This window comes from Pseudomonas sp. B611 (genome assembly GCF_055407965.1).
In genome coordinates, this window is sequence record NZ_JBUZST010000010.1 from 1 (window position 1) to 25786 (window position 25786).

A 25786-nucleotide genomic window follows, 5' to 3' on the forward strand; every position below is an offset into this window, starting at 1 on the left:
GGGTCTGCTTACGTTTGCCGGCGTACTCAGCATCGGCGAAGGACATCTGTTTCATCGGGACTCAACCGTTCGATTCCTGTGAGGCGGGTATTTCACCAAATCTGGAAGCCTTTTTCAGAGTTTCCACAGCGAATTAAAAATAATGATTCACTTCAGCCTTCGGCAAATCGAATACTTTGTAGCAGCGGCCCAATGTCGAAGTACCGTCAATGCGGCGAAGTCGCTGAGTGTGTCCCAACCCTCGATATCGAACGCGATTGCGGAGTTGGAAGCCTTATGGGATGAGCGCTTGTTCGTGAGGATTCCAGGCAAAGGGATCGAACTCAGCTCCGCCGGAACCCGCCGCTAGGTTTTACTGAGGAAGATTTCTCTCGGTTCAGGGCTGAGGTCGAGGAGCATAGCCAGTAGTCCGGGCACCCACCGTAGTGCACTGACGCGTCACTTGTGTCTGTCTCTGGCCGGAGAAATCACTTTCGCTATACTCTCCGCTCCAGTTCAGGAGCAGATCATGCCAGACCCACGATACCTCACATGGAACGACAAGTGGCTCATCACAACCGACATGATCAAATGCTCGGAGTGCTGGGCAGCCCAGTTCATGTCGCAGCGCGGCGCGACAAGGACTTCGAACACGCGTCGATCTGCCCACGGCGTGGCCCGGGCCAGCGGCCGTACATGGAGCTGCTGGAAATGCTCAAGGCCATCCAAGATGATTTGCCGGAGGATTCCACTCCGAAGTCTGGGCACCGCCCATCCAAGCCGACTTGAGAAACCACCACCACTCGAATACTGTACGCACACACAGTCAGGATCGAGCAGTAACATGCAAATCGACGACAGCGACTTCGGGTGCCTGGGCATCCCTTCCCCTCTGGAAATGTACCAGCAGCAGTGCGTGCTGCTCGCGACCGAGATCGAGGAGCACCAGGTGGACCTCCGCCAGTGCCGCGCCAATATCGCCAAGCTGGTGACCATCAACGCCCAGGTGTCGGCCGAGCGGGACAGCGTGAAGCACGAACTGGCCTGCACAAAGCGGATGCTTTCTGATGCCTACTTGAGGCTTTCGACAGTCGAGAACACATTGGTCGGGTACCGGAGCTGGCAGGCAAGGCTCGCTGCCAATGAAGCGGCGAAACCACCCGCAGACCACTGACAAGGAGTTGGCCATGGCCTTCGAGAACCTCATCCTCCCGCCAGCAATCCTCGCCGTGAGCCAGCGCCTGCTTGCAGCTATCGAGGAAGCGGCCACCCCGAACCACACCGTCAAAGCCAGCGACATGGCTGAGGGTTTCGTCCTTGGTCTCGAAACGGCGCGCACTCTGGAAGCTGCGCGGATCGAGGCCTTCTACATCCTGTTCGACGTGGCGACCGAGAAGCGGCTGCGAGAAATGGCGAATGCCGGGAAGTGAGCCGATGGCCCGTTACGCCGCGATCCCGAAGAACGACAAAAACGCCGTTATCAATTCGGCGCCCATACGGTTACGCTGCATCAGGCGAACCCCGTGGATGCCATCCGAAGTCCATGGCGAGCCAGAACCTGCGTACCGCTTCCGAATGTCGACGGTGCCCTTCACGCTGACCATATCGACCACAAGGTCGAGGCCTGCGGCGTCGAGCATGGCGTTGTGCTGATCAACTACGCCGCCCTGGACGTATGCGGCATGCGTGGTCTGGGTGTCTGTGGTGTATGTCCCGGTAGTGCGTGGCGGGACCTTCAGGACGGCTACCTTCGGGATACCTTGCGCCTTCACCTCGGTCACGACGGACATAAGGTCGTTATAGACGCCAGCAGCAGTGACGCCTGCACCGTCGAAGTCGTTCGTGCCGATCATCAAGGTCGCGGTCTTGAAGTACTTCATCCAAGGGCCTGTGCGTGCGTCTGGCTTGCGGTTCAGGGCCTTCCATCCCACGGCCCTGAAGTTCATGCCTGGGATACGCTTGGCGGCCGGGAGCGAGAGTTGGATGCCGTCCGGATACCGGATATTCAGGCATTCGACTATCGCAGTATCAATCAGCACTACGGCCGGGACAACTGACGCGCAATTTGTTGAGCAGGCCCCTGAGAGTGGCGGCCATACACCGCGCATTCTCAGTCGCGCTTGCACGGACGTCAGAGCAGCATGAACGGTATCCTGTCTTTCATGGGGCTCGTTCAGATGCATTGTGGTTCAGCGGCGCGCTCGCGTTAGCGCTAGGCGTCTTTTTTTTGAAGGTCCCCCGCCGGTGGCAACTGAGCTATACGTCACGTTAGGCTGAAGCAGAATGGGAACTGTAATGACCATGGTGACTCTCCTGACCGGTCAAAGAGCATGCGGTCCGATGGCTTCCTGCAGATCGCTGGGATCTCCGAAGAGCTACAACCAGTCGCTATTGATAGTTTTGCAAGCCCATAGGCATGCCTGGGCGGTGAGTTTCGGGAGGAGGCTAATCAATACAGAAGCTCAATCTGAATGCATTCGATTGAAGGTTGGGCCGACAGCGCTGTTGACGCCTGAAAAACCGGGCGTCGGTTGCATCCAATCGGTGATTTAACACTTTTTGTACCAACCGGCCCGTGCACCAAGCCAACGCCGCAAGCCAGAGTTTGTTACATTTTATTTCGACAAGCACGCTGTCAAAAAAATCACGCTAAAGGATCGACCCCATAAATAAACGACCTGCTTGAATATCTGCTTCAACTGTCGGTTTTTTTGACACCACTCTCTGAAAGCGCTGTTGTAGAGCACTTGCTCCACATGTTTCCACGTCCTATCCTCGCCCTCTCCTGAATGGAGTTTATTACGGACGCCTGAGTCTGATATGAATTCGCTCATCGCCTGGGAGCAGTTCAGCAAGGGCCTTACCGCTTTTCATGCTGCAACTAAGGCCATCTCGCTGAGCGCATAACAATATGGGATTTCGCCCACTCTCTGTGCGGCCAATCCACACGACCAATGCGAGAGGCCATCCTAAGGAATAGGAGGTCCCATGTGCCGACAATGCTCGGATCCGCATTTCAAATTGCTTTACACCCCTATCGAAGCAGCACTGCGCTGGTGTGGGCTTCAAGCGTTCGAGACACAGATCTGCCAGGCGAACTGGCTGTATCCCGAACAACTGCTCAAGCTCTTTCCCCGATGGCCCTGCCTGGCGACAAATGTCGGCGTGATCCTGGATGCCGTGCAGCACCAGGAGCTGCCGAGTCATCCGCAGGCGTTGTTTACCGGGATTGATGCCAACCTCGGTCCGAGGTCCCTGCGCATCCGCCACGGCGAACTGAAAGCCTGGATGAGCCTTTACCACCCAGACCAGAAACCGCCCTTTCTGTTTGCCTACGCAGCGGACTCGGAGGGCTCGGTGAAATGGGGTCACTATCTGGTATTGAAGGCTGACAGGGACACGCTTCAAGTCTTGTGCAGTCGGCTGACGAAATCTCACGCTGAAGTGGTGGACCAACTCGCCACGCTCGGGGTCGAGGTGGAGCAGCTTCGCGCCTCCGCCGAGGAGGGAAAGCCTGCGGATGCACGCACTGAAGCAAGCTTGCTGGATGTCACCGGCGCCCTTCTGAGGCTTTTGCTCAACGGAAATCCTGGAGAAAAAAATAAGCCTTTTTTTGCCAGCCAGGACGCGATCGTTTCCGCTATCCAGCAGCAGTACCCTGACCATCCAGGCTTCAAAAAACGGACGTTGGATCAACGGTTTGCGGACGCAAACAAGCGATTCAAATAGCGCGTCTGTACCAAGTTGCAATGCAATCGTCCGCGATTGCATTGCAATGACAAGCTCGATTTCCTGGTGTTGACTCATGTCACTTCCCATCGCAAGCCATCTGGCGCCAAGGAGTGACACGTATGCAAACCCAAACTGACGTGACCGTTAGCCCCGCCCAAACCGACCGCTACATCATGCGCCGTGATGAGGTCGAGAAACGTACCGGATTCAAGCGGGCGCACATCTACAACCTGATGAAGGAAGGCAAGTTCCCCTTGGCCCGGCGCATTGGTATGCGCGCCGTCGGTTGGGACTCTGCCGAGATCGACCGGTGGATCGCCGAACGCCTCGGCGCGCAGGCGTGACGGTGAAGGTGCTCTCCGTAGTGTCGACCAAAGGCGGCGTTGGCAAGACAACCGTCACGGCCAATCTGGGCGGCCTACTGGCCGATGCCGGACTGAGGGTGCTGATGATCGATCTGGACAGCCAACCGACGCTGTCCAGCTACTACCCGCTCACCTGCGCTGGCACCGCGGGCAGTGTTGAGCTGATCGGCCATCGCCTGGTAGATCTCGATCAGATCGTTTCACGGACCTGTGTCGAAGGTTTGCACGTGGTCCTGTCCAATGATCCGCTTGGCCAGTTGAATACCCTCTTGTTGCACGCCGCCGATGGCCGATTGCGGCTGAAAAATCTGCTCCATGTCTTCGAGCCTTTTTACGATGTGGTGCTGATCGACACTCAGGGCGCGCGCAGCGTCATCGTCGAGATGTCAGTGCTGGCCTCGGACATGATGCTCAGCCCCATCCCACCCGAAATGCTCGCGGCCCGGGAGCTGCACCGCGGCACGCTTGCGCTGCTGCAAAGCTTGGCGCCCTATGAGCAGTTGGGCGTCCGCCCTCCCCCGGCACGGCTGCTGCTGAACCAGGTCAATCTGAGCCGCCGCGATACGCGCTTAATCATTCAGAGCCTGTCTGCAGACTTTGTCGCACATAACCAGGTCACCCTGTGTTCCGCGGTAGTGCTGGATCGCGTGGCCTATTTGAACGCGGCCTCGCTGGGCCTGCCCGCGCACCGGATCGACTATCGCCCCTCTCCCTCTGGCGGGTTGAGCGCGGCGCAGTCGATGCGGCAGCTAGCGCTTGAGCTGTTTCCCGAATGGCATCGACTCATCGACCCTGCGTCAGCACCGGATGTCTGTGCCCGCTACTGAAATCTTCCAGCTAACTTATTGGAGCTCGCCATGCATGAGCCACGCTGCGTGATCCCATCGCCATCAGCTTCTCCCCATCGCGAGGTAACAGAACCCTGTTATTGCACTGTGGTGTTCGACCTCCCGGGCGGTCACCCCGCTATCACCAAGCTGTTGCATGAGCTCAGCCAGCACTTCGAATTGCCGGGCACAGCTTTTGTGGTCAAATTTGAAGTCGGTGACAAGCTCCCGCAGGCGTGACTGAGGCCCATCATGATCAAACCCACTCAGGAACAGATCAGCGCTGGACTGCGCCCACAGATATTGCTGCGCAGGCCAGGCGAAAGCGCGGCGCCGGGGTTAGACCAGGAATCGGAGATCGTCGTAACGCTGGAACAGTTACGGCCCTACGAACGCAATCCCCGATTCATCCGCAATCCGCTGTATGACGACATCAAGTCATCGATTCGTGAACGCGGGCTGGACCAGGCGCCTTCCATCACCCGACGACCCAGCGAGACCTATTTCATCATCTTGAATGGGGGTAACACCCGCCTGTCCATTCTGAACGAACTGTGGAAAGAAACGCGCGACGAGCGTTACTTCCGGATCGCCTGCCGCTACCGCCCCTGGACCAGCGAGACTCACGCCTTGCTCGGGCATCTGGCTGAAAGCGATCTGCACGGACAGCTGGCGTTTATTGAACGCGCGCTGGCGGTGGTCAACGTGAAGGCATTGCTGGAGGATGACGGCACGTCCCTTTCGCAACGCGAACTCGCCCAGGCGTTGGCATCGGGCGGGTATCCGGTCTCGCAATCGCAGATCAGCCGCATGTTCGACACCGTCGAATACCTGCTGCCCAGTCTGCCCAATGCCCTGTGTTCAGGGTTACCGAAGCCTCAGATCGAGCGCCTCATTCTGCTGCGCAAACGGGCCGAACAGGTGTGGAACCGCCTGCTGGCCCCGCTCGATCGACTGCTTGTGCTGTGGCAGCAGACGCTGTCCAACTTCGACACGACGTCCGACGAGTTCGACTGGGACGAGGTGCGCGGCGCCTTGTTGGCGCAGATGGCCAAGGTGCTGGACATTACGCCGCGGCTGATGGAATTGGAACTGACGCAGAACGGCTCTCACGTTATGCCGCCGAGTGAACGCTCCACCAATGAGCGGCCCACCACGACGGTAAACGAATTGCCAGACGCCGGAGCCAACCCCGCAAGCGCGCCGCCGCTGGTTCACAGTCAGACACCGCCTCCTCCCTATCTAACCGATCAGATCCGGGACGATGATGACCCCGTCGACGAGGACTCGCTAAGGTTGGACGATATTTTCGGCGGCCTGCGCCCAGGTAGCACAGAGGTGATCGAAGCGCAGACGACCAGTACCTCATCGCTCCCTTCTCTGTCACAGCTGATGGAATCCATCGCGCCACTGGCCATCGCCGAACTGCGCAGCCTCGCCGCCGAATTGGCGCAGTCATTGGCCCACTACGCGGCACTGACAGACTTTGTCGTGGGCGCAGAGCATGGTCTTGGATTCACGCTCAACTGGCAGGCCTCAGAGGCCACCGAACCCCTAGGCGTGGCCGTACAGCTGCTGCTCACCTCCATTCTGCGCGCGCAGGACGGGGTCGAATGGGAACTCAAGCAGCAGCTTCCCCCGACACTGGTGGGCCAATTGCTGGTCGGTGACTATCTGACCCCGCTCGTGGGCAACTCCAGACTCACCTTCGAACTTCAGCGCCTTCCCGACCCACAACTGAACCAGTGGGTCCAGTTGGTGGTGCTGGCACGACGTATCGTGGACCTGAGCCAGGCCACATCTCAGGACGATTCGGAGACACTCTCATGAACGCGATCTTCGCCCTGCTGAATAACACCATGCTTAACCAGGTGTTGCACGAGTTGCGCCAAGGCCACCTTCAGCGCTGTCGCGCGTTGGGCTTGGCCGAAGAGGACCTGGAGATCTTGCAATCCCTGCCACCGACCACGCTCTCGCGTTTAGCCCATGCCGCAGTCCCCTGGGTGGAAATCAAGGTCGATACCGCAGTGATGCGCCGGCTGATCGAGCAGGCCGACCGTGACGAGCAAAACGAACGCCTGATCAATCGCGCACTCAAGCTCGGCGCGAGCTCGCTGATCATGAATAAGTGCTTTGGGCTGGACCACTCCGAAACCGCCATGCGCCGCCGGCTGCTGAAGATCGAGGTCAGCCGCGGTCGCCCACAGAGTCTGACCGAAGCCCAGGAACATGCGTTGTGGCAGCGCTGGCGTCAGCTGAGACAGCAGGACGGCACCGCCGACAAGCTCGACACCATGATGATGCTCGCCGAGGAGCAAGGCGTCACCCTGACCATGGTCTGGCAACAGTTGCACCTCTACGGAGAGCAGCTATGAAGCACGGTCTCAGCTTTGAGGATCTAAAACGCGCCATGCGCCAGTGCGCCCAATACATGCAGGACAACCCTCACCTGTTTCCACTCCCGTCGCCGCCCAAACCCAAGCCACCGCCCGACACCTCAATCCAGTTTCGCTACATCGGCAAACCCCAGAACATCATGCCCCGCTCTCTGCTGCTTGATACCCGACTCACACCACTGGAGCGCAACGCCTGGCAGGCCCTGCACTTCATGATCGTAGAGCGCGGCCTCAAATACCCCCGCTACGAGGACCTGCAGCCGTATCTGTCCGCCGTCCCCTGCGGCGAGAAAGCTTCACGAGAGACCGTCGCGCGTGTATTGCAGAACCTGCGGCTGACCCGATGGCTCAGCCGGGTCACGCATCTTCGCGACGATCTAGGTCGGTTGCGGCCACCCATCTATGTCCTGCACGACGAGCCGCTGACGCCGGCCGAAGCACTGCAGTTGGACGAGGGTTACGGAGATCTGATCAAGCGCAGCCTCAAGCACGCCGCGAAGGGCATACGCATCACCGCCGGACATGTGCTGGGGGAACTGCGGCGCGACCAAACGGTACCGGCGGACTATGTACCCAAGGTGCTCGCCCTGGTGCCGTTGGCGCCTGAGCAACACTCATTCGAGCTCGAGGCGCCCTCTCCTGCTCACGAATCCGAACAGCCTTCGCTGGTTGTCGCTTCCTTGCCCTACGCGGCACAACGTCAATCCGAACTGCCAGCGAAAGCCCCGGATTTAGAGGCGGTTCGGATTCCGAATCCCCCTAGTACTGTACAAAAGCGTATAGAGCAAAAGAGTACGGTACTTCGCGAAGAGGAAAAATCCGAACTCGAGTGGCCAGCGAACCTGCCCATCAGCGCGAGTGATCGGCAGATCGCCTTGCAGGCCATGACCGCATTGCCCAATGAGGCCAGGGTGGCCGTGCTGCAGGAGGCCGTGGCCCGGTGCACGACGGGGGTCGTGCGGCGCCCCGCCGCTTACCTCATGGGGTTGATCAGGAAAGCGATCGAGGGGGACTTTCGATTGTGGGCCGCCAGGGACATCGCGACCAAAGTGCCTGCGCCCAAAGCCGTGCGGGTCCAGCAGGCGGTGCCAGAGCCGAAGAGCGCTGAACGCAGCGGCGCGCCGCGATCGGCGTCCCCCGTGGCACGGGCCTGCCTGGATCAATTGCGCCAACAATGTGGGCTGATGAGTAGCGCTTAATGGATTTGATGCCTGAGGCATCAAATCCATGGACGTCCAGTCGCCCTGTTCAGCCGTTCGCGTTGATCGAACCTGAAGCCCGGCTTCACGCACTTGCGGTAATGAGCACCAGCCTTCAGTAGATTTGATGCCTCAGGCATCAAATCCATACTGTTCCAGTTGCCATAGCTTATCCGAACACAGGTCCTTCAGGTTTTCGGCAGTCACGCCGGTGTTTGCCCGGCACTGTGTCCTCACCCGCCGACTTGAGGACCTGCCCATGGCCGACCATTTCCAGCTCAACCTGGGCTCGCTGCGCAGCACCATCACCCTGACCCTGCACACCCATCACGCCGCTCGGCTGTGGCAGGGCCGCCTGGCCCGCGAAGGCAGCCATCCGATCATGAGCATGGCGGCCTACATCAACATCACCAACATCCTCAAACAAGCGGCGGCGCAGGACGACCCTTTTGCTGACTGGTTCATGCTGATGCTCGAGGACAAGGTGCTGCGCGCCAAGGCGCAGATGGGCCAGTTGATGGAGCAGGTCAGCCATCTTGAAAAACTCCTGCCCTCGCAAATCGACGTAGGTGACAACCTCAACATCCACCCAGTGACCCTACCGCTGTTCATCGCCAGCCAGCTGGGATTTCTGGCGGTGTACCTGCTCACCGACTACGACACGCTGGTCAGACGCGTGCTCCTGGCCCATCACACGGCGCTCATTGGCCGGCCGGACATGGAGGGATGGATTGACCAGGGCGCTCACCAGGTGCGCAGCTTGTTTGGTATCGCCCATCGATACCGCGTGTCCGGCGTCACCCGCAGCGATGTGGCCGCCGACAATGCTCGCTTTCAGGAGGCGGTCGATAAGTTCGGTCGCCCGCCTCAGGATGTGCTCGATGGCGAGCGCCGCTCGCAGTTCGCCCCGCCCATCATCGCGGTGGCGGGATCGACGGAGAGTGCGCCGGCCAGTGCAAGTGATGACGTTCCGGCGGACCACGAGACAGACGCGACGGATAAGCCGTCATGACCCCACGAGACTTCCCCGCCGATCTGACCCTCGCACCCACTGCCTATCGGGACATCGAACACGCTGCCTCCCTAAAAGGCCTTTTAAAGCCTTTTAAGGGTAAGGGGGAACTGGTTCAGTTGACGAACGTCACGAGGGAGCTTGAACAGCGTGTGGCGCAGCTCATGGGCACCCAAGCGGCGATCATGGCGCTGCCGCCCTTGTCGTTGCTGGGCATTCGCCTGGTGCTGCAGAACACCGGCGCCGGCACCACCTTTCTGCGCTGGCGCACCCAGGACTTTTCCCGCATGGGCGCCCTGGTCTGGGAGCGGCTGATGCGCAATCCGCGCCTGCCCCCGGATCTGCGCACTGCCCTGTTCCAGCTCGAATGCAACCGCATTGCGCTGAACCTGCAGATGAGCGTGCTGCATTCCCTGCAGCGCCAGGCGCTCGACTGCAGCCACAAGATGGCCAACGCCGAAGGCGTGCTGCGCCAATCCCCATCCGGAACGGAGACATTACCATGAGCACTTTTTTTGTCGGCGAAGGCAACATCGGCAGCGCGCCGGACTTTCAGGCATTCACCTCGGGCAATGATGAGCCGCGGCGTCTGCTGCGCCTGAATGTCTACTTCGACAACCCGGTACCGCGTGAGGGCGGCTACGAAGACCGAGGTGGATACTGGGCCCCGGTTGAACTGTGGCACCGTGATGCCGAGCATTGGAGCACGTTGTTTCAAAAAGGCATGCGCGTGCTGGTCGAGGGGCGCACGGTGCGCGATGAATGGGAGGACAGCGAGGACAACGCGCGGGTGACCTTCAAGGTCGAGGCACGTCGCATCGGTATCCTGCCCCATCGGCTGGCCAGCGTGAGCATGCGTGAAAAGCCCTCCGACGCCGCACCGTCGGGCCCGGCCGACAAAGCGAGCACCGGCAGTAGTCGCAAAGGAGGTCGAGCCAAGAGCTGATCAGTGGACCTCAGTGGAATGAGCGCCTCACCGCGCGGCGCTCATCCAAACCCCACGCCATCGACGCGAGTCACTTCAATGCCGTGTCGAGCCCGCGCTGTATTGCAACAACATCGCCTCCAGTGCCGTCTCCAGCACGTCCGGATCCTCAGCGACTTTCGCCAGCGCCTGCCCCAGTTCCCGAAACGCCTGCCGGTGCGTAGGGCATTGTTCCAACCACTGCGCCAAGGCGCTGAGCTTGTCCTTGTCGTCGGGTGATCGATGAATCTCCAGAAAGCGTCGAAGCGCCTGCAACCGCACCTGGCCTATCAGCGCATCGTCCGCTGTATCCACGTGAGTTTCCTTGTACGTCAACACGCGCCTCGCGCGCGCAGCGACCGCAACTGATTCTTGCCCATTTTCAGCAATCCACACACTCAATTGAACAAATACAACCCATATCGCCCAGAGTCAACCCGATAGGTTATTCATCTTGCGAGGTCTTTGCTCGACCATTCAGGTTGAATGGGAGACCCGCACAGTTGCCGAAAATCATCGCCGCCGCCGATAAGCAGATTGGCCAAATGATCGCCAAGCGCCGCCGCGCCCTGGGTCTGACTCAGGACCAGTTGGCCGAACGCCTGTCGATGGGTCGTGAGGCCTATTCCCGGCTCGAACTGGGCAAGACGTCGCTGTCGGTCCCCAAGCTGATTCAGCTGTCGGGCGCGCTGGATTGCGGGCTGGCCGAGTTGGTGACCGACTTCAGCCCACGCCCCAGTGACCAAGGTCACAAGATCGGCTTGTTGCTCGCGCCGCTGTCCGATGCCGATCGCCAGTTCATCCTGTCTTCGACCGAGCACCTGATTGCCCACCTGAAGCAGCGTTAGTCTGCCGCCACCGTCCAATTGGACACCGCACATTCAGTTTTAAGCTGGCTCCCTCCCCCCTGAGCGTCACCCTGCTTCAGTCATCCGACTGGAGCGAAGCCATGCAATTGTTCATCTGCGAAAAGCCCTCCCAGGCGCGCGACATTGCCCGCGTGTTGCAGGCCGGCCGGCGTGCCGAAGGCTGCCTGGTGGGCGAACGGGTCACCGTCACCTGGTGTGTCGGGCACCTCCTGGAGACTGCGCCACCTGAAACCTACGGCAGCCACCTCAAGCGCTGGGCCCTGGAAGACCTGCCGATCCTGCCCCAGCAGTGGAAGGTGTTGCCAAAGCCCAAGGTCGCTTCCCAACTCAAGGTCATTCGCGGCTTGCTGGGCCGGTGCGACGAGGTGGTCATCGCCACCGACGCCGATCGCGAAGGCGAGATGATCGCGCGCGAGATCCTGGAACTGGAAGGCTACCGCGGGCCGGTGCAGCGCCTGTGGTTGTCGGCGCTCAACGATGCCTCGATCCGACAGGCGCTTGCGGCGCTCAAGCCCGGTGCGGAAACCTTGCCGTTGTATCACTCGGCCCTGGCCCGGTCGCGGGCCGACTGGCTGGTGGGCATCAACCTCAGTCGATTGTTCACCCTGCTTGGGCGCCGCGCGGGTTATGACGGAGTCCTGCCGGTGGGGCGCGTGCAGACGCCGACCTTGAAACTGGTAGTGGCGCGTGATCGGGCCATCGCGAGCTTCGTGGCGCAGCCGTACTGGACGCTGGATATTCGCCTAGCCGCAGGGGCCGCAGATTTTCAGGCTCGCTGGCAACCGCCCCCTTCGGTCTGCGATGACCAAGGCCGTTGTACCCAACAAAGCGCCGCCCAACAGGTGCTGAAGAGAGTGCTCGAGGCCGCACAGGTGCACACCGACAGTGTCGAAACCGAGCGGGTGCGCGAGTCCGCACCCCTACCGTTCGACCTAGGGACGCTGCAGGAAATCTGCTCGGCCCGGCTCGGCCTAGGCGCCCAGGAAACGCTGGAATGCGCCCAGGCCTTGTACGAGACCCACAAGGTCACCAGCTATCCTCGAAGCGACTGCGGCTACCTGCCCGAGAGCATGATCGACGACGCACCAGCGGTGCTCGAGGCGCTCACTCAAGCCGATCCAACGCTTCGGGATCGTATCCAAGACTTGAACCTGTCCGTGCGTTCGCGCGCCTGGAACACCGCCAAGATCTCCGCCCACCACGGCATTATCCCGACCGCCGTGGCGTTCCGGATCGACAGCCTGCCCCCGCGTGAAGGTGCGGTGTACGCGTTGATCCGGGCCCGGTACCTGGCGCAGTTCTGCGCGCTGCATGAGTACCTGAAGACGGAAGCGCTGTTCATCGGGGCCGGCGAAACCTTCAAGGCCGCGGGCAAGCAGATTCTGGTACCTGGCTGGAAGCCCTGGATCAACGAAGCCGACCCCACTGGCCAGGCCGAAGCCTCGCAGGCGCTGCCCGCGTTGCACGAGGGCCATGCCCTGACCGTGTGCTCGGCAAAAGTCGATGCCCGCACCACACAACCGCCCCAGCCCTACACCGAAGGCACGCTGATCAGGGCCATGAAATCCATCGCCAATCAGATCGAGGATCCGCGCCTGCGCCAACGCCTCAAGGACAGCATCGGTATCGGCACCGAAGCCACCCGGGCCTCGATCCTGCAGGGGCTGATCGACCACGGTTACCTGGTGAAAAAGAAGCGCAGCCTGTCGGCCTCGGCGGCCGGTCACACGCTGATCGAGGCCGTGCCGCCCGAGGTGGCTGATCCGGTGATGACGGCGTTGTGGGAGCAGGCGCTCGAGCATATCGAAACAGGCCGGCTGACCGTGGACGCCTTTCTCTTCAAGCAGGGCGAATGGCTCAGCCAACTCATCAAGCACCACGCGACACTCAAGCTCAACGTGCCGGCGGCGCGCGGCCCGGGCTGTCCGATCTGCAAGACGGTGATGCGCAAACGCACCGGGCGGACCGGCACCTTCTGGTCGTGCTCGCGTTATCCCGACTGCAAGGGCACCAAGCCCTTGGCCAAGCCCAAGGCGTCAAAGCCCAAGTCCAAGGGACCGTGACCCTCACCGTGCACTTGACGGGTCTGGTCGGGGCTGCTGTAGTGAGGACGCCCTTCGCCATTGGCGAGCCAAGACCGATTCGCTCCGGGCAGTTCGGTCGGACTCCATGAGTTCGGAGCCACTTCTTCCTGCAACCTGGTTGCCCTTCACCGCCCTGCATATCGCTGCAGCGAATGACCCGTGCCGCTTTTCACCAGGCCGCAGGGGTCATTCGCTTCGGCGATGACGATCAGCTCCGGTGCCCGCCGGCGAAACACTGGGCGCCTTTTGTGCGCGGATGCGTGCCAGAAAATTCCGACCCAGGCCACGACAAGGGTCGGTTGGTCAGGTCCTGCCAACGTGTGCTTGTCACGAGGAGCGACGTTGTCGCGATTGGCCAAAGGTGGTCCTTTTTGTCCCCAGCCCGATGACCGTCGGGCTATTTTTTGCCCGCGACGTTTCCACTGTGTGCCACTCGAATCTGGGCCAACAGCCTCTGTTTGATCGGCTGTTGACGTCCCATTGATCGCGTTTTATAGATGGGCTGCACTTGCTGTCGATGACAGCGCCCAGGCAGCTTGAACCTTCAAGGCTGCGCCATTTCGATGGTGGTTCTCCCAAGTGCGATTCGCGTTCGGCAGCTCGCACGGTCATCGATTCGTCGGTAATGAGCGCTGATTGTTTTCTCAGCCCTTCTGGGCCTACTTGTCATCCCCCTGCGGAATTCACCTCCCGCCGGGACGGTGGGTTTCCGCGTTTCTTGCAAACAGGAGATTCACCATGACTCAGTCCACTACCCAAAACCAAACCCAAGCTAGCAGCTACTTCAACCTGCACACCCAAGGCATCGGCTATCTGAACCGCGTGCGTGAAGTCACGGTTCGTCGCGGCCAGCCGTTCATGGCTTGTGATATCGCTGCCCTGCATGGCGCCAGCGATGACGTGGAATACACCCGTTTCGACTGCAAGGTCGCCGGTGGTGAAGCGGAAAGGCTGATCCGCCAACACATGGCCGACGTCCAGGCCGAACGCAAAGTCCTCTTGGGTTTTCGTATCGGTGATCTGTGGACCGATGCGTTCATCTACGAAAAAGGCGAACGTCAGGGTCAACCCGGCGCCTGTCTCAAAGGCCGCTTGATCTTCATCGAGTGGATCAAGGTCGATGGCACCCTGGTGTACAAGGCCCCGGCCCGTACACCCGTTGCCACCGATGCTGAGCAACCCACCGCTGATGCAGATCACGCACAGCATCAGGACGAATCGCAGGCACGTCAAACCGCCTGATCGTTCCGTCAACCCGCAACAGGCGCTCTCCCCCGAGCGCCTTTTCTTCTACCGCAGGAGGCTCCCATGGAATCCTTCTGGCTCTGCCAAACCTGCCTGTTTGCCGTCGCCTATGACGACTTCAGCGCGCTGTCCCTGTATTACACCGATGAGGAACTCGAGCAGCGCATGGCCGCAATCCATTCGGGTGCTCGGGAACTGATGCCCCTGAGCGCTGATTTCGACTCAGAGACCGGCCTAGGCATCGACCACTTTTCCACGTCACCTTGTGATGCGTGTCACTGCTCACTTCACGGCACCCGCCACCGTTTCACCCGATTGTGATTACTGAAATCCACAACTCTTTCACCCAACCCATCAGGGGCCATCACGCCCTTAGGGTGTGCCCCTTTGCGACTGGAGGATCACACCATGCACGCTCCCCTCACCTTGATCGACGGTACCGATGTCACCCGCCGCGGTGCAGAAGACCAAATGATTGCCGAAGCGCTTGACCTACTGGATCGGCGTTATTTCACCCGTGGTGAATGCCTGTTCAGTCCGACTGCGGTGGCCGACTACCTGAAGCTCCAACTGGCCCGGCATCACCAAGAGGTCTTCGCCATGGTCTGCCTAGACGCACGTCATAGGACCCTGAGTTTTGAAAAAGTGTTCTTCGGCAGCATTGACAGTGCCAGCGTGTACCCGCGAGAGATCGTGATTCGCGCCTTGGCCTGCAATGCCGCCGCGGTCATTTTCGCCCACAACCATCCTTCAGGGTGTGCCGAACCCAGCCAGGCCGATCGCAACCTTACCGCACAGCTCAAGAACGCCCTGGCCTTGGTGGAAGTTCGCGTTCTGGATCACTTCGTGGTGGGTGAGGGAAAACCCGTGTCGCTCGCCGAGATGGGTTGGCTCTGACTTCACGTGCAAACGCTTCACCGTGCCGGGGAAAATCTCTTCCCCGCTGGGGAGGCGGTGACTCCGGTTTCACTCAACCGAAACAGGAGAATCACCATGGAACTGTCCATCAATGATCTGGCGGGCGTTCAGTTTGTGGAAAACCCGTACGCACCCGACACCCTGCTGCGACGCGACGTGTTCGAGCGTCAATTCGTGGTGATGGGTCAGGGCGAGATGATCTTTTCCAAAAGCAGCTTTTGCTCCCAGGCCTTCCAGGAACGAGCGCTGGTGGTGCTGGGCTACTGTGGCCTGATCACCGAGGGCATGGCGACTGCTCACGATTGCCTGTTTAGCGACACCTTTGGGCTGCGTGCATTGGAGCAGGCGTGCGCGGTGGATTTCAGAATCCACCAGGTCAACATCGTCGACCTGCAGCGCCGCACCGTGCTGTCGGGCGTTGTCCGTGAAGCAAGCATCGAGTGGCTGTCGCCCTGTGTGACTCGAACCGAACGGATGTACGCCAGACTGACCGCTCAGGACCTGTTGAATCGGGCACAAGTGCATACCCACGACGGTCTGCACGAGGCCGCCCGGCAACTGCGCAACGAGGCCGAAGAGTGGCAAGGCCGGATGATCGCCGAACACTGGATACCTCACGCGCTGCAAGCGCTCTCGCGCTGACCCAGACCCGACCGGGGAGTAACCTCCCCATCGGGTGGACTCTCCCGGTTTTTCCATAAACTTGGAGAGACAGCATGAACCTTCATGTACAGCACTTCGATGGCGTCGCTTTCGTTCACAACCCCTATCTCGCTGGAACAGCCCTGCGCCAGGACATCTTCGAACGTCAGTTCCGGGTGCTCGCCCACGGCCAGGCAGAGCTCGCCGATGATGATGGCTTTGCTCACACCTTCTGGATGCCGCTGACAATCGAGCTCGCACAGTGCGGCTTGCTCGAGCAGTGCCTGCTCAAGGCCCTGCATTATCTGGTCTCGGGCAACGCTGGCTTCATCGGCGATGCGGTGCTGGACTTTCGGCCGGAGCGTATCTCGGTTCAGGATCGCGGCGGTCAAACCGTGCTGTCAGGCCTCGTCAGGCAGTCCGCTCTGACCTGGTTGCCGCCCTACTGCACCGGTGACGAATTGCTCTTAGCCGAAGCGCAAATAAGGCGCCTGCTGGCAGAAGCCATCGACGAAGACCGTTGGGACAACCACAGCACCGCAAAAAACCTGCGGCGTCAGGCAGACCATCTCCAGGCCCGCATTATCCCCACTCGCTGGCGGCCGCACGTGCTGAAGCTGCTGAACATCTGACTATTGATGCACATCCCTTGGGGGCCTTTCCCCCTTGGGGCGGGGTCCTCCTCACCTTGTGGAGAACCCGAGCATGAACACGACACCTGAAAACCCTTTCGCCCGCGGCTACCTGGCCATGGTCAGCGAACGCATGCTGATGATCATCTACGACGACAAGCAGCCGCCCTGCTACCGCACGCTGCACCCGTCACAGATTCATCTGAGCGACGAGCACATCGAGCAACTTGCCTGCCGTTTCAACGACGACATGGTATGGGTCGGTACTGATCCAAAGCCAGACCCTGATCTGGAAGCGCAATGCTCGTCCGAAGGCACCGTCGCGGCAGTGATTTACCAGGTGACGGCTGACCATTTCGGCAACGCCGTGCACCTCGGGGATTTCCCCTCCGAGGCTGCTGCGCAATCGGCGATCCTGCAGATGGCGTTTGAGACCGGCCACTACAGCCGCAGTTGGGAAATCAGCAGTGCCCACGTGCCTCAGCCGGACCTGTGGACTTTCTGCTTTCCGGCCAGCAGCGGGCGATCGACGGGCTACTTCGAGTGCTTCAGCCTGCCGGGCAGTACCGCGGTTGGGTTCAAGCTGTACTCGACTCCTTGGTCGGCAAATCCCTCTCGACGCTCGTTCGATGCCAGCAGTAGCGACGTCGAAGCGCGCATGCGCAGTGAAGACGTGCCCGAGGCGCTGATCAGGATTCTGATGCTGGCAGGTGAGGCCGATGTGCGGTTTTTGTTCCTTGATCCTGACGCTGCAGCAGTGCCTGGATTACCTGTTTTTCCTGATGATTGAACCAAAGGCGCCCTTGATACGGGCGCTTTTTTTCTGCGTGGCGCACCGGCAACCACTTGAGGCTAACGCATCCTGTAGTTCAGAAAAGTGGCCAGGTTGAATTCGGGTTTCTGGTAAGTGCTGTGTCATCCTGACTGCCATGGTTAGCCCTCGCAAATGCCGAGAGTTCATCATGAACCTGAATCTTCCCATCAGTCTCGCGTTGGCCCTCGCACTGACGGGGTGCGCCACCGCCCGCACTGACGCTCCGCCTGTGCCCAAAACGGCAAAGCCTGTGGTATCCAGCGCGATCGATCCCAGGTTCAAGCCGAAGTCGGCTCCCGAAATCGCCCAAGGGCGCTACGGCCTGGTGAGCACCCAGCCAACCGTGGAACAACGTGATCCATTGCTTCAGATCATCGACGTCCATATCACGCCGACGCTCAACGCCACGGTCGCCGATGCCTTGCACTTCATCCTGCAACGATCCGGGTACTCCCTGTGCGCCGCTACCCCTGGGGTCCAGATGCTGTTCAGTCGTCCACTGCCGTCAGTGCACTACCAGTTGGGGCCCATCTCGCTGATAGACACCTTGGACGTGTTGGGGGGCGAGGCCTGGCAATTGCAGACGGATCCGGTGCTGCGCACCGTGTGTTTTACCCAGCGGCAGGTCGTTACCAACGACCCATCGCTAACGGCCGAGGGCCAGCCATGAAATCGACTTCCTTTCAGGCGCTGGTTGTCGGCGCCCTGTGCCTGTGTACGTCGGGACTGGCGGCGGTGGCTGTTAATCAGCATCGGCAGCTACAAGCGTTACAGGCCAAACCGCAAAACGAAATGACGGTCTCCGAGTACCAACGCCAATGGAGTGAGCTGAACGACAAGCAAGGCTTGGCTGATACCGCCATCGCGCAACTGCGTAGCACGTTATCCAAGCTGGCCTCGACACAAACCGAGCACGGTGAACAGACGGTGCAACTGGCCAGCGACATCGAATCCCTTAGGGTCGCCAAGCAGGCACCAACTGCCAATCTCGACCTGCAGCCTTTGGAGCTACGGCTCTCGCTCATCGAGGAGCAACTGGCTCAAGTCCGTCTGCAAGCGGCGCCTCAGCCGAAGGCGAGACCCGCCAGCGTTTCAAGCAAGTCGCCGGCCGTCCCACGCCCACGCCCACAACCGCCAACGCCCCCTTCTCGATCATGGGCAGCGAGCTTCGCGGGCCAGAGCGCTTTCTGTCGCTCCTGCCACTAGGCGACCGAACGCTTAGTTCGGTACGCCTGATTCAAACTGGCGAGACCTTTGGCGGATGGCGACTGGACAACCTGAACACGAGCACTGCCGTGTTCTCGATCGCCGGCCAGGCTCAAACCCTACCAATTCCATAGGGAGGCGCCATGAAAACCTTCGTGTCGTTATTCGCCTGGTCGATGGGCTGTTTCTGCCACCTGGCCCTGGCCGCCCCTGACATCTCGACCGCAAACCACACGGCACCTGAGCGGCAAGCATTGCGGGCTTCAGCCCAGCACTCCCAGGAGATATGGGGGCTCACCGAACAGGAGTGGGCCAAATTCGAATCCTTGCAAACGGGTCCGCGCCGCTACTGGAGCCCGCAACTCGATCCTCTGACGACCCTCGGCGTCGAGGCCGAGACGGACCAGGAACGCCAGCGCTATGCTGAGCTGCAGGTTCGCCTTGAGGCCAAGCGTGCCGAACGCGAGCTTGCCTATCAGAAGGCCTACACGCAGGCGTGGGCCAAGCTGTACCCCGATTTGATGCCAATCCAGGGCATGGCGACCACTGCCAGTACCGCCTCTCAAACCGCCACTCGCAGCGCGCTCTTCGTCAAAGACGATTGCGACAGCTGCATGAACGTGGCGAAGCGCCTGCAGGACCAAGGTACGGCGTTTGATCTGTACCTGGTAGGCAGCGACGGCGATGACGATTCGGTCCGTCGCTGGGCTAAAGCAGCTGGGATTGTCCCAGCCAATGTTCAACGCCGGCAGATCACCCTCAATCATGACCGCGGTCGCTGGTTCAGCCTCGGTGCCTTTGGCTCGCTCCCCGCCCGCTTCGAACAGGTCGATGGCCAATGGCAGCGCATCGAATAGCCTGGCTGGCCGTGCTGCTGCTGCCGGTGCGGCTGGTGCTTGCCGAGAGCATCCCGCCGCCGGCTTACCAACTCGCCGCAGAGCGCGCCGGCGTCCCGGCGACCGTGCTGTTCGCGGTGGCGCTGCAGGAGAGCGGGACGCTGCTTCGCGGTCAGCGCATCCCCTGGCCCTGGACACTGAACATTGCCGGCCAGGGGCAACGCTATCCCACCCGGGATGCAGCCTGCCAAGGGATACACAAGGCTGCGAGGCAACACGACCTCAAACGTATTGATGTCGGCCTGGGGCAAACCAATCTGGGCCATAACGGCGCACGCTATTCATCCCCATGTGCCGCCCTGGATCCGCAGCAAAACCTCATCGTGACCGCGACGCTACTGCGCGAGCACTACGATCTGACCGGCGATTGGGTCCAGGCTGCCGGCCGCTACCACCGCCCAGCCGGTGGCGTGATCGCCGCGCGCTACCGCGCCCAGTTTCGGCAGCAGCTGCAGCAGTTGCAGGCCTCGACTTCTCCCACCTTGGAATCCTCACCATGATTGGACATGACCTCAATCGCCTTTTGCTGTCTCTGGGTATCGCTGCGCTGTGCGCTGCACCCGCAGCGGCCCAGGACCATACCCGAAAGCTCAACCCGGTATCGCCGTCGATCATCCATACCGACATGCCCCTCCCTTCGGGACTGCACTGGATCCTGCCGGTACGCAGCCCCAAGCTGAGCCCAGGCAATGTTGAAGCGAGAACGCTGCATATGCCGGGCCTTAAACCTTTCTTTTTGGTCGGGGAGGATGCGACCTCAGTGGAGTGGCTGAGCAGCAACGCCGCCCGCCTGACAGAGCTGGGCGCCGCCGGACTCGTGGTGGACGTGACTGATGCCGGCTCGCTGCGGCGCATCCAGTCATTAGTACCCGAGCTGACCATCATGCCAGTGAGCGGCGATGATATTGCGGAGCGATTACAGCTCTCCCATTACCCGGTACTGATCACCGCCACTGCCCTGGAACAGTAAGGTACCCGTCATGGCCGATCACGTGATGGAGTCGTTGCTACGCCCCGCCGTCGAGCTCTACACCGTGGCGGTCTGCGGTGGGGCCGCTGCGCTGTGCCTGCACTCCCCTTGGGCTGTCGCGCTCTCCCCGGAGATCGGCGCCGGGATGGCCATGGCCTACACAGCCTTCGGCCTCAAGCGGCTCAATGAGGCGCGCATGGTGCTGCGCTACCGGCGCAATATCCGGCGCCTGCCCCGCTACGAGCTGACCAGCCGCCAAATACCGGTGAGCCGTAAACGGCTGTTCATGGGCAGGGGCTTTCGCTGGACCCGCCTGCACACACAGCGCCTGGTCGAAGCTCAGGATCCGGATGTCGCCCGTTACGTGAACCAATCGTTGCCCCATCGGATGGCTAGGCACCTCGAAAAGCGCCTGGAATGGGCGCCCTATCCGCTCACCCTGCTGGGCCGCGCCACCGCTTGGGACAGCGCCCTCAACCCCGTCAGACCGCTGCCGCCTGTGGGCGGCTCGCCGCTACTGCATGGGGTCGAGCCCAATGAGACCGAGGTTAGCCTCCCGCTGGGCGAACGCGTAGGACACACTCTGGTCTTGGGCACCACCCGGGTCGGCAAGACGCGATTGGCAGAGGTGTACATCACCCAGGATATCCACCGAAAAGCGCCCGAAGTGGTGATCGTGTTCGACCCCAAGGGCGATGCCGATCTGCTCAAGCGCATGTACGTCGAGTCGCGCAGGGCCGGTCGTGAAAAGGAGTTCTATGTCTTTCACCTGGGCTGGCCAGACATCTCCGCGCGCTACAACGCAGTCGGTCGTTTCGGCCGCATCTCTGAAGTGGCCACTCGTATCGCTGGCCAACTGAGCGGCGAAGGCAACTCCGCGGCGTTTCGCGAGTTTGCCTGGCGCTTCGTCAACATCATCGCCCGTGCGCTGGTCGAGCTGGGCCGAAGGCCGGACTATTTGCAGATCCAGCGGCACGTGGTGAACATCGACGCCTTGTTCATCGAGTACGCCCAGCAGTTCTTTGCCCGACATGATGCCAGTGCCTGGGAAGCCATTGTGCAGCTCGAGGGCAAGCTCAACGAGAAGAACATCCCGCGGCACATGGTCGGGCGCGAAAAGCGTGTGGTAGCGATCGAGCAATACCTGGCCGCCAAGCGCATCTTTGATCCGGTCATGGATGGTCTGCGCTCGGCGGTACGCTATGACCGCACCTACTTCGACAAGATCGTGGCTTCCCTGCTGCCGTTGCTAGAAAAGCTCACCAGCGGCAAGACCGCGCAGTTGCTGGCCCCCAACTACACCGACCTGGAAGATCCGCGGCCGATCTTCGATTGGATGCAGATCATCCGCAAACGCGGCATCGTCTACGTTGGCCTGGATGCCCTTACCGATGCCGAAGTGGCTGCGGCAGTGGGTAACTCCATGTTCGCCGACCTGGTGTCGGTCGCGGGTCATATCTACAAACATGGCGTCGACCATGGACTCCCCGGTGCCGATGCCTCGGGGCAAAAACTCCCGATCAATCTGCACGCCGATGAGTTCAACGAACTGATGGGCGACGAGTTCATTCCGCTGATCAACAAGGGCGGTGGCGCCGGTATCCAGGTGACAGCCTATACCCAGACCTTGAGCGATATCGAAGCCAGGATCGGCAATCGCGCCAAGGCCGGTCAGGTCATCGGCAACTTCAACACGCTGCAAATGCTTCGTGTGCGCGAGACCGCGACCGCCGAGCTGCTCACCCACCAACTGCCCAAGGTGAATGTGCAGACCCGTACGCTGGTCTCAGGAGCCACTGATACGGCTGACCCTGATGCCCATACCGATTTCACGTCCTCATCCCAGGATCGTGTCAGCACTACTGCCGTGCCGCTGATCGAGCCCGCGCACATCGTCAGTTTGCCCAAGGGCCAAATGTTTTCCTTCCAGGAAGGCGGACAGCTCTGGAAGGTGCGCATGCCCCTGCCCAAACCGGCGGATGACGATGCCATGCCCAAGGACCTGCAGGAACTGGCCACCCGCATGCGTGCGGCGTATAACGCCCACGCGAACAAGTGGTGGACCGCCAGCGGCGGTGGTCCGACCGTGGACTATGACCCAGAGCAATCCCCGCCAGGACGCCGCCGTGGATAGCGGTATTGCACAGTCCCTCTGCACGCGGCTAGTGCTATGAGTGCCGATCTGCCGCGGCAGGCCCCACCGCAGCAAAGTCCTGGCCTGATCATGTCGTTCATTGCCGGCGTGCTGAAGATCATCGGACTGCTCTTCATGTCCCTGCTGGCGTCGATCATCATGGAATACATAGGGCTGATCTGGTTCTGGCCGGAGCAAGGCTGGCACCACAGTTACGCGATGCTCGACAGCGAGCTCGCGTGGCTCAGCAGCCACTTCAAGAACTCGCTCATTGTTGAACAACCTGGAGCAGCGACGCTGAAGGCTTTGACGCTTCTGGAGGAGTGGCTCATCGAGGGAACCGGGCTAGCGCGCCTGGATGCTCGCGCCAGCGAGATCAGGCAATCCGATAGCTTCTGGGCGTGGGTCGGTGGCGTATATGTTCTCACCAAGGACTACATCCTAGCCGCGGTTTACACGACAATGACCTTTGCGTTGCGCCTGGCCGTCCTGAGCTTGGCGACGCCACTGTTCTTGCTCGCGACACTGACGGGCTTGGTCGACGGACTGATGCGCCGGGACTTGAGAAAGTTCGGCGCCGGACGCGAAAGCAGCTTCATCTACCACCGTGCCAAACGATCTCTTGTTCCGCTGATGTTCCTGCCCTGGATTATCTATTTGTCATTCCCCATCACGGTAAATCCTCTGTGGGTGCTAGTGCCCTGCGCAGCTCTGCTAGGGATCATGATTGCCATCACTGCCTCGACATTCAAAAAGTATCTTTAAAGCCCCTCACAGGCCCCTCACCATGGGATGCGGCACATGAGCTTTTCCACTGTATGTGCCCATCCACCCTTATCTCGAATTTAACTTAAAGGTTTCAGCACGCTAGTCGATAAATCAGCCCGACGTCCCCACGGAGCTCGCGGTGCTAGGCTTTTCAGCATCCACCTTCCCTTGTTAGCCATCGGGGACTCACACAGCATCCATCACAGAGGCTCACATGAAACACATCCTGACGACGATCAGCTGCTTGCTGCTAGGCGCGTGCGCCAGCCAGTCCATCCCGCAAGGCACCTCCGCGGCGTTCCCGGTCGCGATCACACGGCTGACATCCAGCGTCGCCCCTGCGAGCGGACAGTTGGAGGTGCAAATCACGATCAAGAACAGTTTTCCGCGAACCCTGAAGACGCTGCGCGTATTCGTGGCTGCGTACACTACGGACGGTACGAAGGCAAGCATGGCGGACGAAAGTATCGAAATTCTGGGGCCCATAAACCGCGGTCAAAGCACTGGCCCTCTTGAAAAAGTGACGTCAATCCGAGACCGTAACGTGAGTTGTGTCGAAGTCGTGCGGGTGGAAGCCGTCATGATGGATTACGCGACGACTATCGCGTCCGGTGACAACGCCAAAGCACTGGTTACGGATGCAAATCATCGGCCTTGCAGCCCTGGTTCGCGGTAGTTGAAAGGCGTCCCACATTGATGCTAGCCGGAGGGGGCTGATACTCGCGTACCATCGGCCATTCGCCTATGGTTCAATGTTCTAGTAACTGGGCCGCCTTGGGCAACTGCTGGAATTCATTAAGATGAGCGACGAGTTTGAACGCGTCACCGATAGCATGCGAGATCGTGCGATGCGACTTTGCGATGGTGTGCTGCAGGCGCCCGGTGATCGTCGGCGACTCAAGTCGTTGAGGCTTTGGTTGCGTCAGGATGACCGCCATCGGCTCGCGCTCAGGGAATTGCGGCAGTTCATGGAAATCGTCCCGGATGATCCTGTGGGGCTGCTTAATCGGATGGTCTCCCGTCTACCCCCGCTGCCGACTCTCCATTGAGCATCACCGCTACACCGAAAGCCCTGCCCCCAATTCGATAGCCCTGTATTCGATTAAACGAATGCTTGCGACTCCCCATTCCAAGAGCCTAGGTCCCAGTCTTATCTGAGATCTGTCTCATGCCTGCTCTGAAGCCCCGAACCGTGCTGCTCAGCCTCGTTGCGATGGCATCGCTCAATGCGATGGCGTATGCCGGCGACGAACGTGCAGAACTGGACCTCATCATCCAGCAAATCCGAGCGATCAATCAGATTGCGCAGCGTGCCGACCAATCGTCGAACTCAACTGCGCGCTACCGGTTTGATTACCCCAGGTTCCGCCACGACCTTCAGCGTATCAAGGCAGGCCTCCAGGATTATCTGTCCCCTCGCCGTGCCCAACCTGCCGATCCCACCGAACTGATCGGCGACTACGCCGCCGAGCCCGCCCGCGAGTCACCGCCATGAGCATGACTGAGGCGCAAACCGCAGCCTTTCAGGGCGCCGCCGGCTATACCCCGCAACTGAGCTCTGGGCTCTGGATCTCGCTGACGCTGGTGATCGCTCTGCTGTGGTGTAGCTGGGCGTTGTGGACCGGCTACCGAGGCTGGGCGGCGGGTCATGTGAGTTTCGGGGCACTGGGCGGCAGCGCTGCCCGCGTGTCCGTCGCATTGTTGGTCCTGATGTTTTTCACGTTGTCCTGATGCCCTGGAGGTAATGCCATGATCCCCACCGTCCTCAACACTGCGCTGATCAAATCCCGCTACATACAAGCCAAGCAGCAAGCTTTCGGTCTGGTCCTGATTTTGGGGCCGGGTATGGCGTTGGCCGAGTTGCCCGCCATGGAAGCGCCCTCTCGCGGGGAGGGCGGCGGCCTGATCGAAACTATCAAGAACTACGCCTATGACGGCGGTATCATGATCGGGCTGCTCATTGCTGTACTGGCCTTTCTGGGTGTCGCCTGGCACTCCCTGACGGTCTACGCCGATGTGCAAAACCAGCGCAAGACCTGGAAGGATCTGGGCGCGGTGGTCGGGATCGGCGCTCTGTTGGTGGTGATCATTCTCTGGTTCCTCGACAAAGCCGCCACCATTCTGTGAGGCCCAC

General features: G+C 60.5%; 36 protein-coding genes. 34 read left to right on the forward strand and 2 right to left on the reverse strand.

The annotated features are described in order from the left end of the window. Positions 1-142 precede the first annotated feature (142 nt). The 4 genes from ACZRMO_RS19925 (at position 143) to ACZRMO_RS19940 (ending at position 1409) form a co-directional block, all read left to right on the forward strand. Positions 143-349, forward strand: a complete 207-nt coding sequence (locus ACZRMO_RS19925; protein ID WP_234451197.1) for a helix-turn-helix domain-containing protein — start codon at positions 143-145, stop codon at positions 347-349. A gap of 182 nt (positions 350-531) precedes the next feature. After that, positions 532-768, forward strand: a complete 237-nt coding sequence (locus ACZRMO_RS19930) for a hypothetical protein (protein WP_308936187.1) — start codon at positions 532-534, stop codon at positions 766-768. Between the two features lie 55 nt (positions 769-823). Then, on the forward strand, positions 824-1153 hold the full coding sequence (locus ACZRMO_RS19935; RefSeq protein ID WP_200656367.1) for a hypothetical protein: 330 nt from the start codon (positions 824-826) through the stop codon (positions 1151-1153). Positions 1154-1166: 13 nt separating this feature from the next. After that, positions 1167-1409, forward strand: a complete 243-nt coding sequence (locus ACZRMO_RS19940; protein ID WP_200656368.1) for a hypothetical protein — start codon at positions 1167-1169, stop codon at positions 1407-1409. Positions 1410-1421: 12 nt separating this feature from the next. On the opposite strand, the gene ACZRMO_RS19945 is transcribed toward ACZRMO_RS19940, so the two are convergent. Further along, positions 1422-1859 (reverse strand): SGNH/GDSL hydrolase family protein, encoded by a 438-nt coding sequence (locus ACZRMO_RS19945; RefSeq protein WP_200656369.1) that lies wholly within the window; start codon positions 1857-1859, stop codon positions 1422-1424. Between the two features lie 1108 nt (positions 1860-2967). Between ACZRMO_RS19945 and ACZRMO_RS19950 the strand changes: the two genes are divergently transcribed. The 10 genes from ACZRMO_RS19950 (at position 2968) to ACZRMO_RS19995 (ending at position 10456) form a co-directional block, all read left to right on the forward strand. Beyond that, entirely contained in the window at positions 2968-3708 is a 741-nt protein-coding gene (locus ACZRMO_RS19950) for a hypothetical protein (protein WP_200656370.1), read from the forward strand. 122 nt (positions 3709-3830) lie between these two features. Then, positions 3831-4055, forward strand: a complete 225-nt coding sequence (locus ACZRMO_RS19955; RefSeq protein ID WP_200656371.1) for an AlpA family transcriptional regulator — start codon at positions 3831-3833, stop codon at positions 4053-4055. A gap of 2 nt (positions 4056-4057) precedes the next feature. Continuing rightward, the gene (locus ACZRMO_RS19960) at positions 4058-4903 is read left to right on the forward strand and encodes a ParA family protein (protein ID WP_200656372.1); all 846 of its coding nucleotides are present in this window, start codon (positions 4058-4060) and stop codon (positions 4901-4903) included. A gap of 30 nt (positions 4904-4933) precedes the next feature. Continuing rightward, positions 4934-5143 carry a hypothetical protein gene (locus tag ACZRMO_RS19965; protein WP_157213084.1) on the forward strand — a complete coding sequence of 70 codons (210 nt, stop codon included), beginning with the start codon at positions 4934-4936 and terminating at the stop codon, positions 5141-5143. A 12-nt stretch (positions 5144-5155) separates the two neighbouring features. Then, positions 5156-6733 carry a ParB family protein gene (locus ACZRMO_RS19970; protein ID WP_200656373.1) on the forward strand — a complete coding sequence of 526 codons (1578 nt, stop codon included), beginning with the start codon at positions 5156-5158 and terminating at the stop codon, positions 6731-6733. Then, positions 6730-7278 (forward strand): DUF2857 domain-containing protein, encoded by a 549-nt coding sequence (locus ACZRMO_RS19975; protein WP_044321336.1) that lies wholly within the window; start codon positions 6730-6732, stop codon positions 7276-7278. Before ACZRMO_RS19970 ends, ACZRMO_RS19975 begins: the two co-directional genes overlap by 4 nt. Continuing rightward, positions 7275-8498, forward strand: coding sequence for an STY4528 family pathogenicity island replication protein (locus ACZRMO_RS19980; RefSeq protein WP_463973976.1), 1224 nt, complete (start codon positions 7275-7277; stop codon positions 8496-8498). The genes ACZRMO_RS19975 and ACZRMO_RS19980 overlap by 4 nt, the downstream gene beginning before the upstream one ends. Before the next feature lie 259 nt (positions 8499-8757). Then, positions 8758-9510, forward strand: a complete 753-nt coding sequence (locus ACZRMO_RS19985; RefSeq protein ID WP_200656375.1) for a PFL_4669 family integrating conjugative element protein — start codon at positions 8758-8760, stop codon at positions 9508-9510. Next, on the forward strand, positions 9507-10016 hold the full coding sequence (locus tag ACZRMO_RS19990) for a DUF3158 family protein (RefSeq protein ID WP_200656376.1): 510 nt from the start codon (positions 9507-9509) through the stop codon (positions 10014-10016). Before ACZRMO_RS19985 ends, ACZRMO_RS19990 begins: the two co-directional genes overlap by 4 nt. Beyond that, positions 10013-10456 carry a single-stranded DNA-binding protein gene (locus ACZRMO_RS19995; RefSeq protein ID WP_200656377.1) on the forward strand — a complete coding sequence of 148 codons (444 nt, stop codon included), beginning with the start codon at positions 10013-10015 and terminating at the stop codon, positions 10454-10456. The genes ACZRMO_RS19990 and ACZRMO_RS19995 overlap by 4 nt, the downstream gene beginning before the upstream one ends. Before the next feature lie 75 nt (positions 10457-10531). Here the strand turns inward: ACZRMO_RS19995 and ACZRMO_RS20000 are convergent, their stop codons facing one another. Continuing rightward, a complete protein-coding gene (locus ACZRMO_RS20000; RefSeq protein WP_308936189.1) occupies positions 10532-10789 on the reverse strand; it encodes a DUF4880 domain-containing protein in 258 nt (85 codons plus the stop codon). A 188-nt stretch (positions 10790-10977) separates the two neighbouring features. Between ACZRMO_RS20000 and ACZRMO_RS20005 the strand changes: the two genes are divergently transcribed. The 20 genes from ACZRMO_RS20005 (at position 10978) to ACZRMO_RS20100 (ending at position 25779) form a co-directional block, all read left to right on the forward strand. Further along, the gene (locus ACZRMO_RS20005) at positions 10978-11322 is read left to right on the forward strand and encodes a helix-turn-helix domain-containing protein (RefSeq protein WP_008374264.1); all 345 of its coding nucleotides are present in this window, start codon (positions 10978-10980) and stop codon (positions 11320-11322) included. Positions 11323-11423: 101 nt separating this feature from the next. Then, positions 11424-13406, forward strand: coding sequence for a DNA topoisomerase III (locus ACZRMO_RS20010; protein WP_200656380.1), 1983 nt, complete (start codon positions 11424-11426; stop codon positions 13404-13406). A gap of 759 nt (positions 13407-14165) precedes the next feature. Beyond that, the gene (locus ACZRMO_RS20015; RefSeq protein ID WP_200656381.1) at positions 14166-14669 is read left to right on the forward strand and encodes an STY4534 family ICE replication protein; all 504 of its coding nucleotides are present in this window, start codon (positions 14166-14168) and stop codon (positions 14667-14669) included. Positions 14670-14735: 66 nt separating this feature from the next. Further along, positions 14736-14993, forward strand: coding sequence for a hypothetical protein (locus ACZRMO_RS20020; protein WP_200656382.1), 258 nt, complete (start codon positions 14736-14738; stop codon positions 14991-14993). Between the two features lie 87 nt (positions 14994-15080). Then, positions 15081-15569 carry a RadC family protein gene (radC, locus tag ACZRMO_RS20025; protein WP_200656383.1) on the forward strand — a complete coding sequence of 163 codons (489 nt, stop codon included), beginning with the start codon at positions 15081-15083 and terminating at the stop codon, positions 15567-15569. Positions 15570-15665: 96 nt separating this feature from the next. Further along, entirely contained in the window at positions 15666-16232 is a 567-nt protein-coding gene (locus ACZRMO_RS20030) for a hypothetical protein (RefSeq protein WP_200656384.1), read from the forward strand. A gap of 74 nt (positions 16233-16306) precedes the next feature. Beyond that, positions 16307-16864: a hypothetical protein gene (locus ACZRMO_RS20035; protein ID WP_200656385.1), complete on the forward strand. Its 558-nt coding sequence runs from the start codon at positions 16307-16309 to the stop codon at positions 16862-16864. 73 nt (positions 16865-16937) lie between these two features. Next, the gene (locus ACZRMO_RS20040) at positions 16938-17654 is read left to right on the forward strand and encodes a DUF5983 family protein (RefSeq protein ID WP_200656386.1); all 717 of its coding nucleotides are present in this window, start codon (positions 16938-16940) and stop codon (positions 17652-17654) included. Positions 17655-17826: 172 nt separating this feature from the next. Continuing rightward, a complete protein-coding gene (pilL2, locus tag ACZRMO_RS20045) occupies positions 17827-18348 on the forward strand; it encodes a PFGI-1 class ICE element type IV pilus protein PilL2 (RefSeq protein ID WP_200656387.1) in 522 nt (173 codons plus the stop codon). Further along, on the forward strand, positions 18345-18884 hold the full coding sequence (locus tag ACZRMO_RS20050; RefSeq protein WP_463973977.1) for a hypothetical protein: 540 nt from the start codon (positions 18345-18347) through the stop codon (positions 18882-18884). The genes pilL2 and ACZRMO_RS20050 overlap by 4 nt, the downstream gene beginning before the upstream one ends. A 143-nt stretch (positions 18885-19027) precedes the next feature. Next, a complete protein-coding gene (locus tag ACZRMO_RS20055) occupies positions 19028-19741 on the forward strand; it encodes a TIGR03759 family integrating conjugative element protein (RefSeq protein WP_200656389.1) in 714 nt (237 codons plus the stop codon). Continuing rightward, positions 19723-20280, forward strand: a complete 558-nt coding sequence (locus tag ACZRMO_RS20060; RefSeq protein WP_200656390.1) for a transglycosylase SLT domain-containing protein — start codon at positions 19723-19725, stop codon at positions 20278-20280. Before ACZRMO_RS20055 ends, ACZRMO_RS20060 begins: the two co-directional genes overlap by 19 nt. Continuing rightward, positions 20277-20750: an integrating conjugative element protein gene (locus ACZRMO_RS20065; RefSeq protein WP_200656391.1), complete on the forward strand. Its 474-nt coding sequence runs from the start codon at positions 20277-20279 to the stop codon at positions 20748-20750. Before ACZRMO_RS20060 ends, ACZRMO_RS20065 begins: the two co-directional genes overlap by 4 nt. A 10-nt stretch (positions 20751-20760) precedes the next feature. Continuing rightward, a complete protein-coding gene (traD, locus tag ACZRMO_RS20070) occupies positions 20761-22884 on the forward strand; it encodes a type IV conjugative transfer system coupling protein TraD (RefSeq protein WP_200656392.1) in 2124 nt (707 codons plus the stop codon). Positions 22885-22920: 36 nt separating this feature from the next. Further along, complete coding sequence (locus ACZRMO_RS20075) at positions 22921-23649, forward strand: TIGR03747 family integrating conjugative element membrane protein (protein ID WP_308936190.1); 729 nt, start codon at positions 22921-22923, stop codon at positions 23647-23649. Positions 23650-23866: 217 nt separating this feature from the next. After that, positions 23867-24328, forward strand: coding sequence for a hypothetical protein (locus tag ACZRMO_RS20080; RefSeq protein WP_200656393.1), 462 nt, complete (start codon positions 23867-23869; stop codon positions 24326-24328). Positions 24329-24452: 124 nt separating this feature from the next. Beyond that, positions 24453-24701 carry a hypothetical protein gene (locus ACZRMO_RS20085; protein ID WP_200656394.1) on the forward strand — a complete coding sequence of 83 codons (249 nt, stop codon included), beginning with the start codon at positions 24453-24455 and terminating at the stop codon, positions 24699-24701. A gap of 119 nt (positions 24702-24820) precedes the next feature. Continuing rightward, positions 24821-25147 (forward strand): integrative conjugative element protein, RAQPRD family, encoded by a 327-nt coding sequence (locus ACZRMO_RS20090; protein WP_308936191.1) that lies wholly within the window; start codon positions 24821-24823, stop codon positions 25145-25147. After that, a complete protein-coding gene (locus ACZRMO_RS20095; RefSeq protein ID WP_200656396.1) occupies positions 25144-25383 on the forward strand; it encodes a TIGR03758 family integrating conjugative element protein in 240 nt (79 codons plus the stop codon). The genes ACZRMO_RS20090 and ACZRMO_RS20095 overlap by 4 nt, the downstream gene beginning before the upstream one ends. Before the next feature lie 18 nt (positions 25384-25401). Continuing rightward, on the forward strand, positions 25402-25779 hold the full coding sequence (locus ACZRMO_RS20100) for a TIGR03745 family integrating conjugative element membrane protein (protein WP_308936192.1): 378 nt from the start codon (positions 25402-25404) through the stop codon (positions 25777-25779). Positions 25780-25786: the final 7 nt, after the last annotated feature.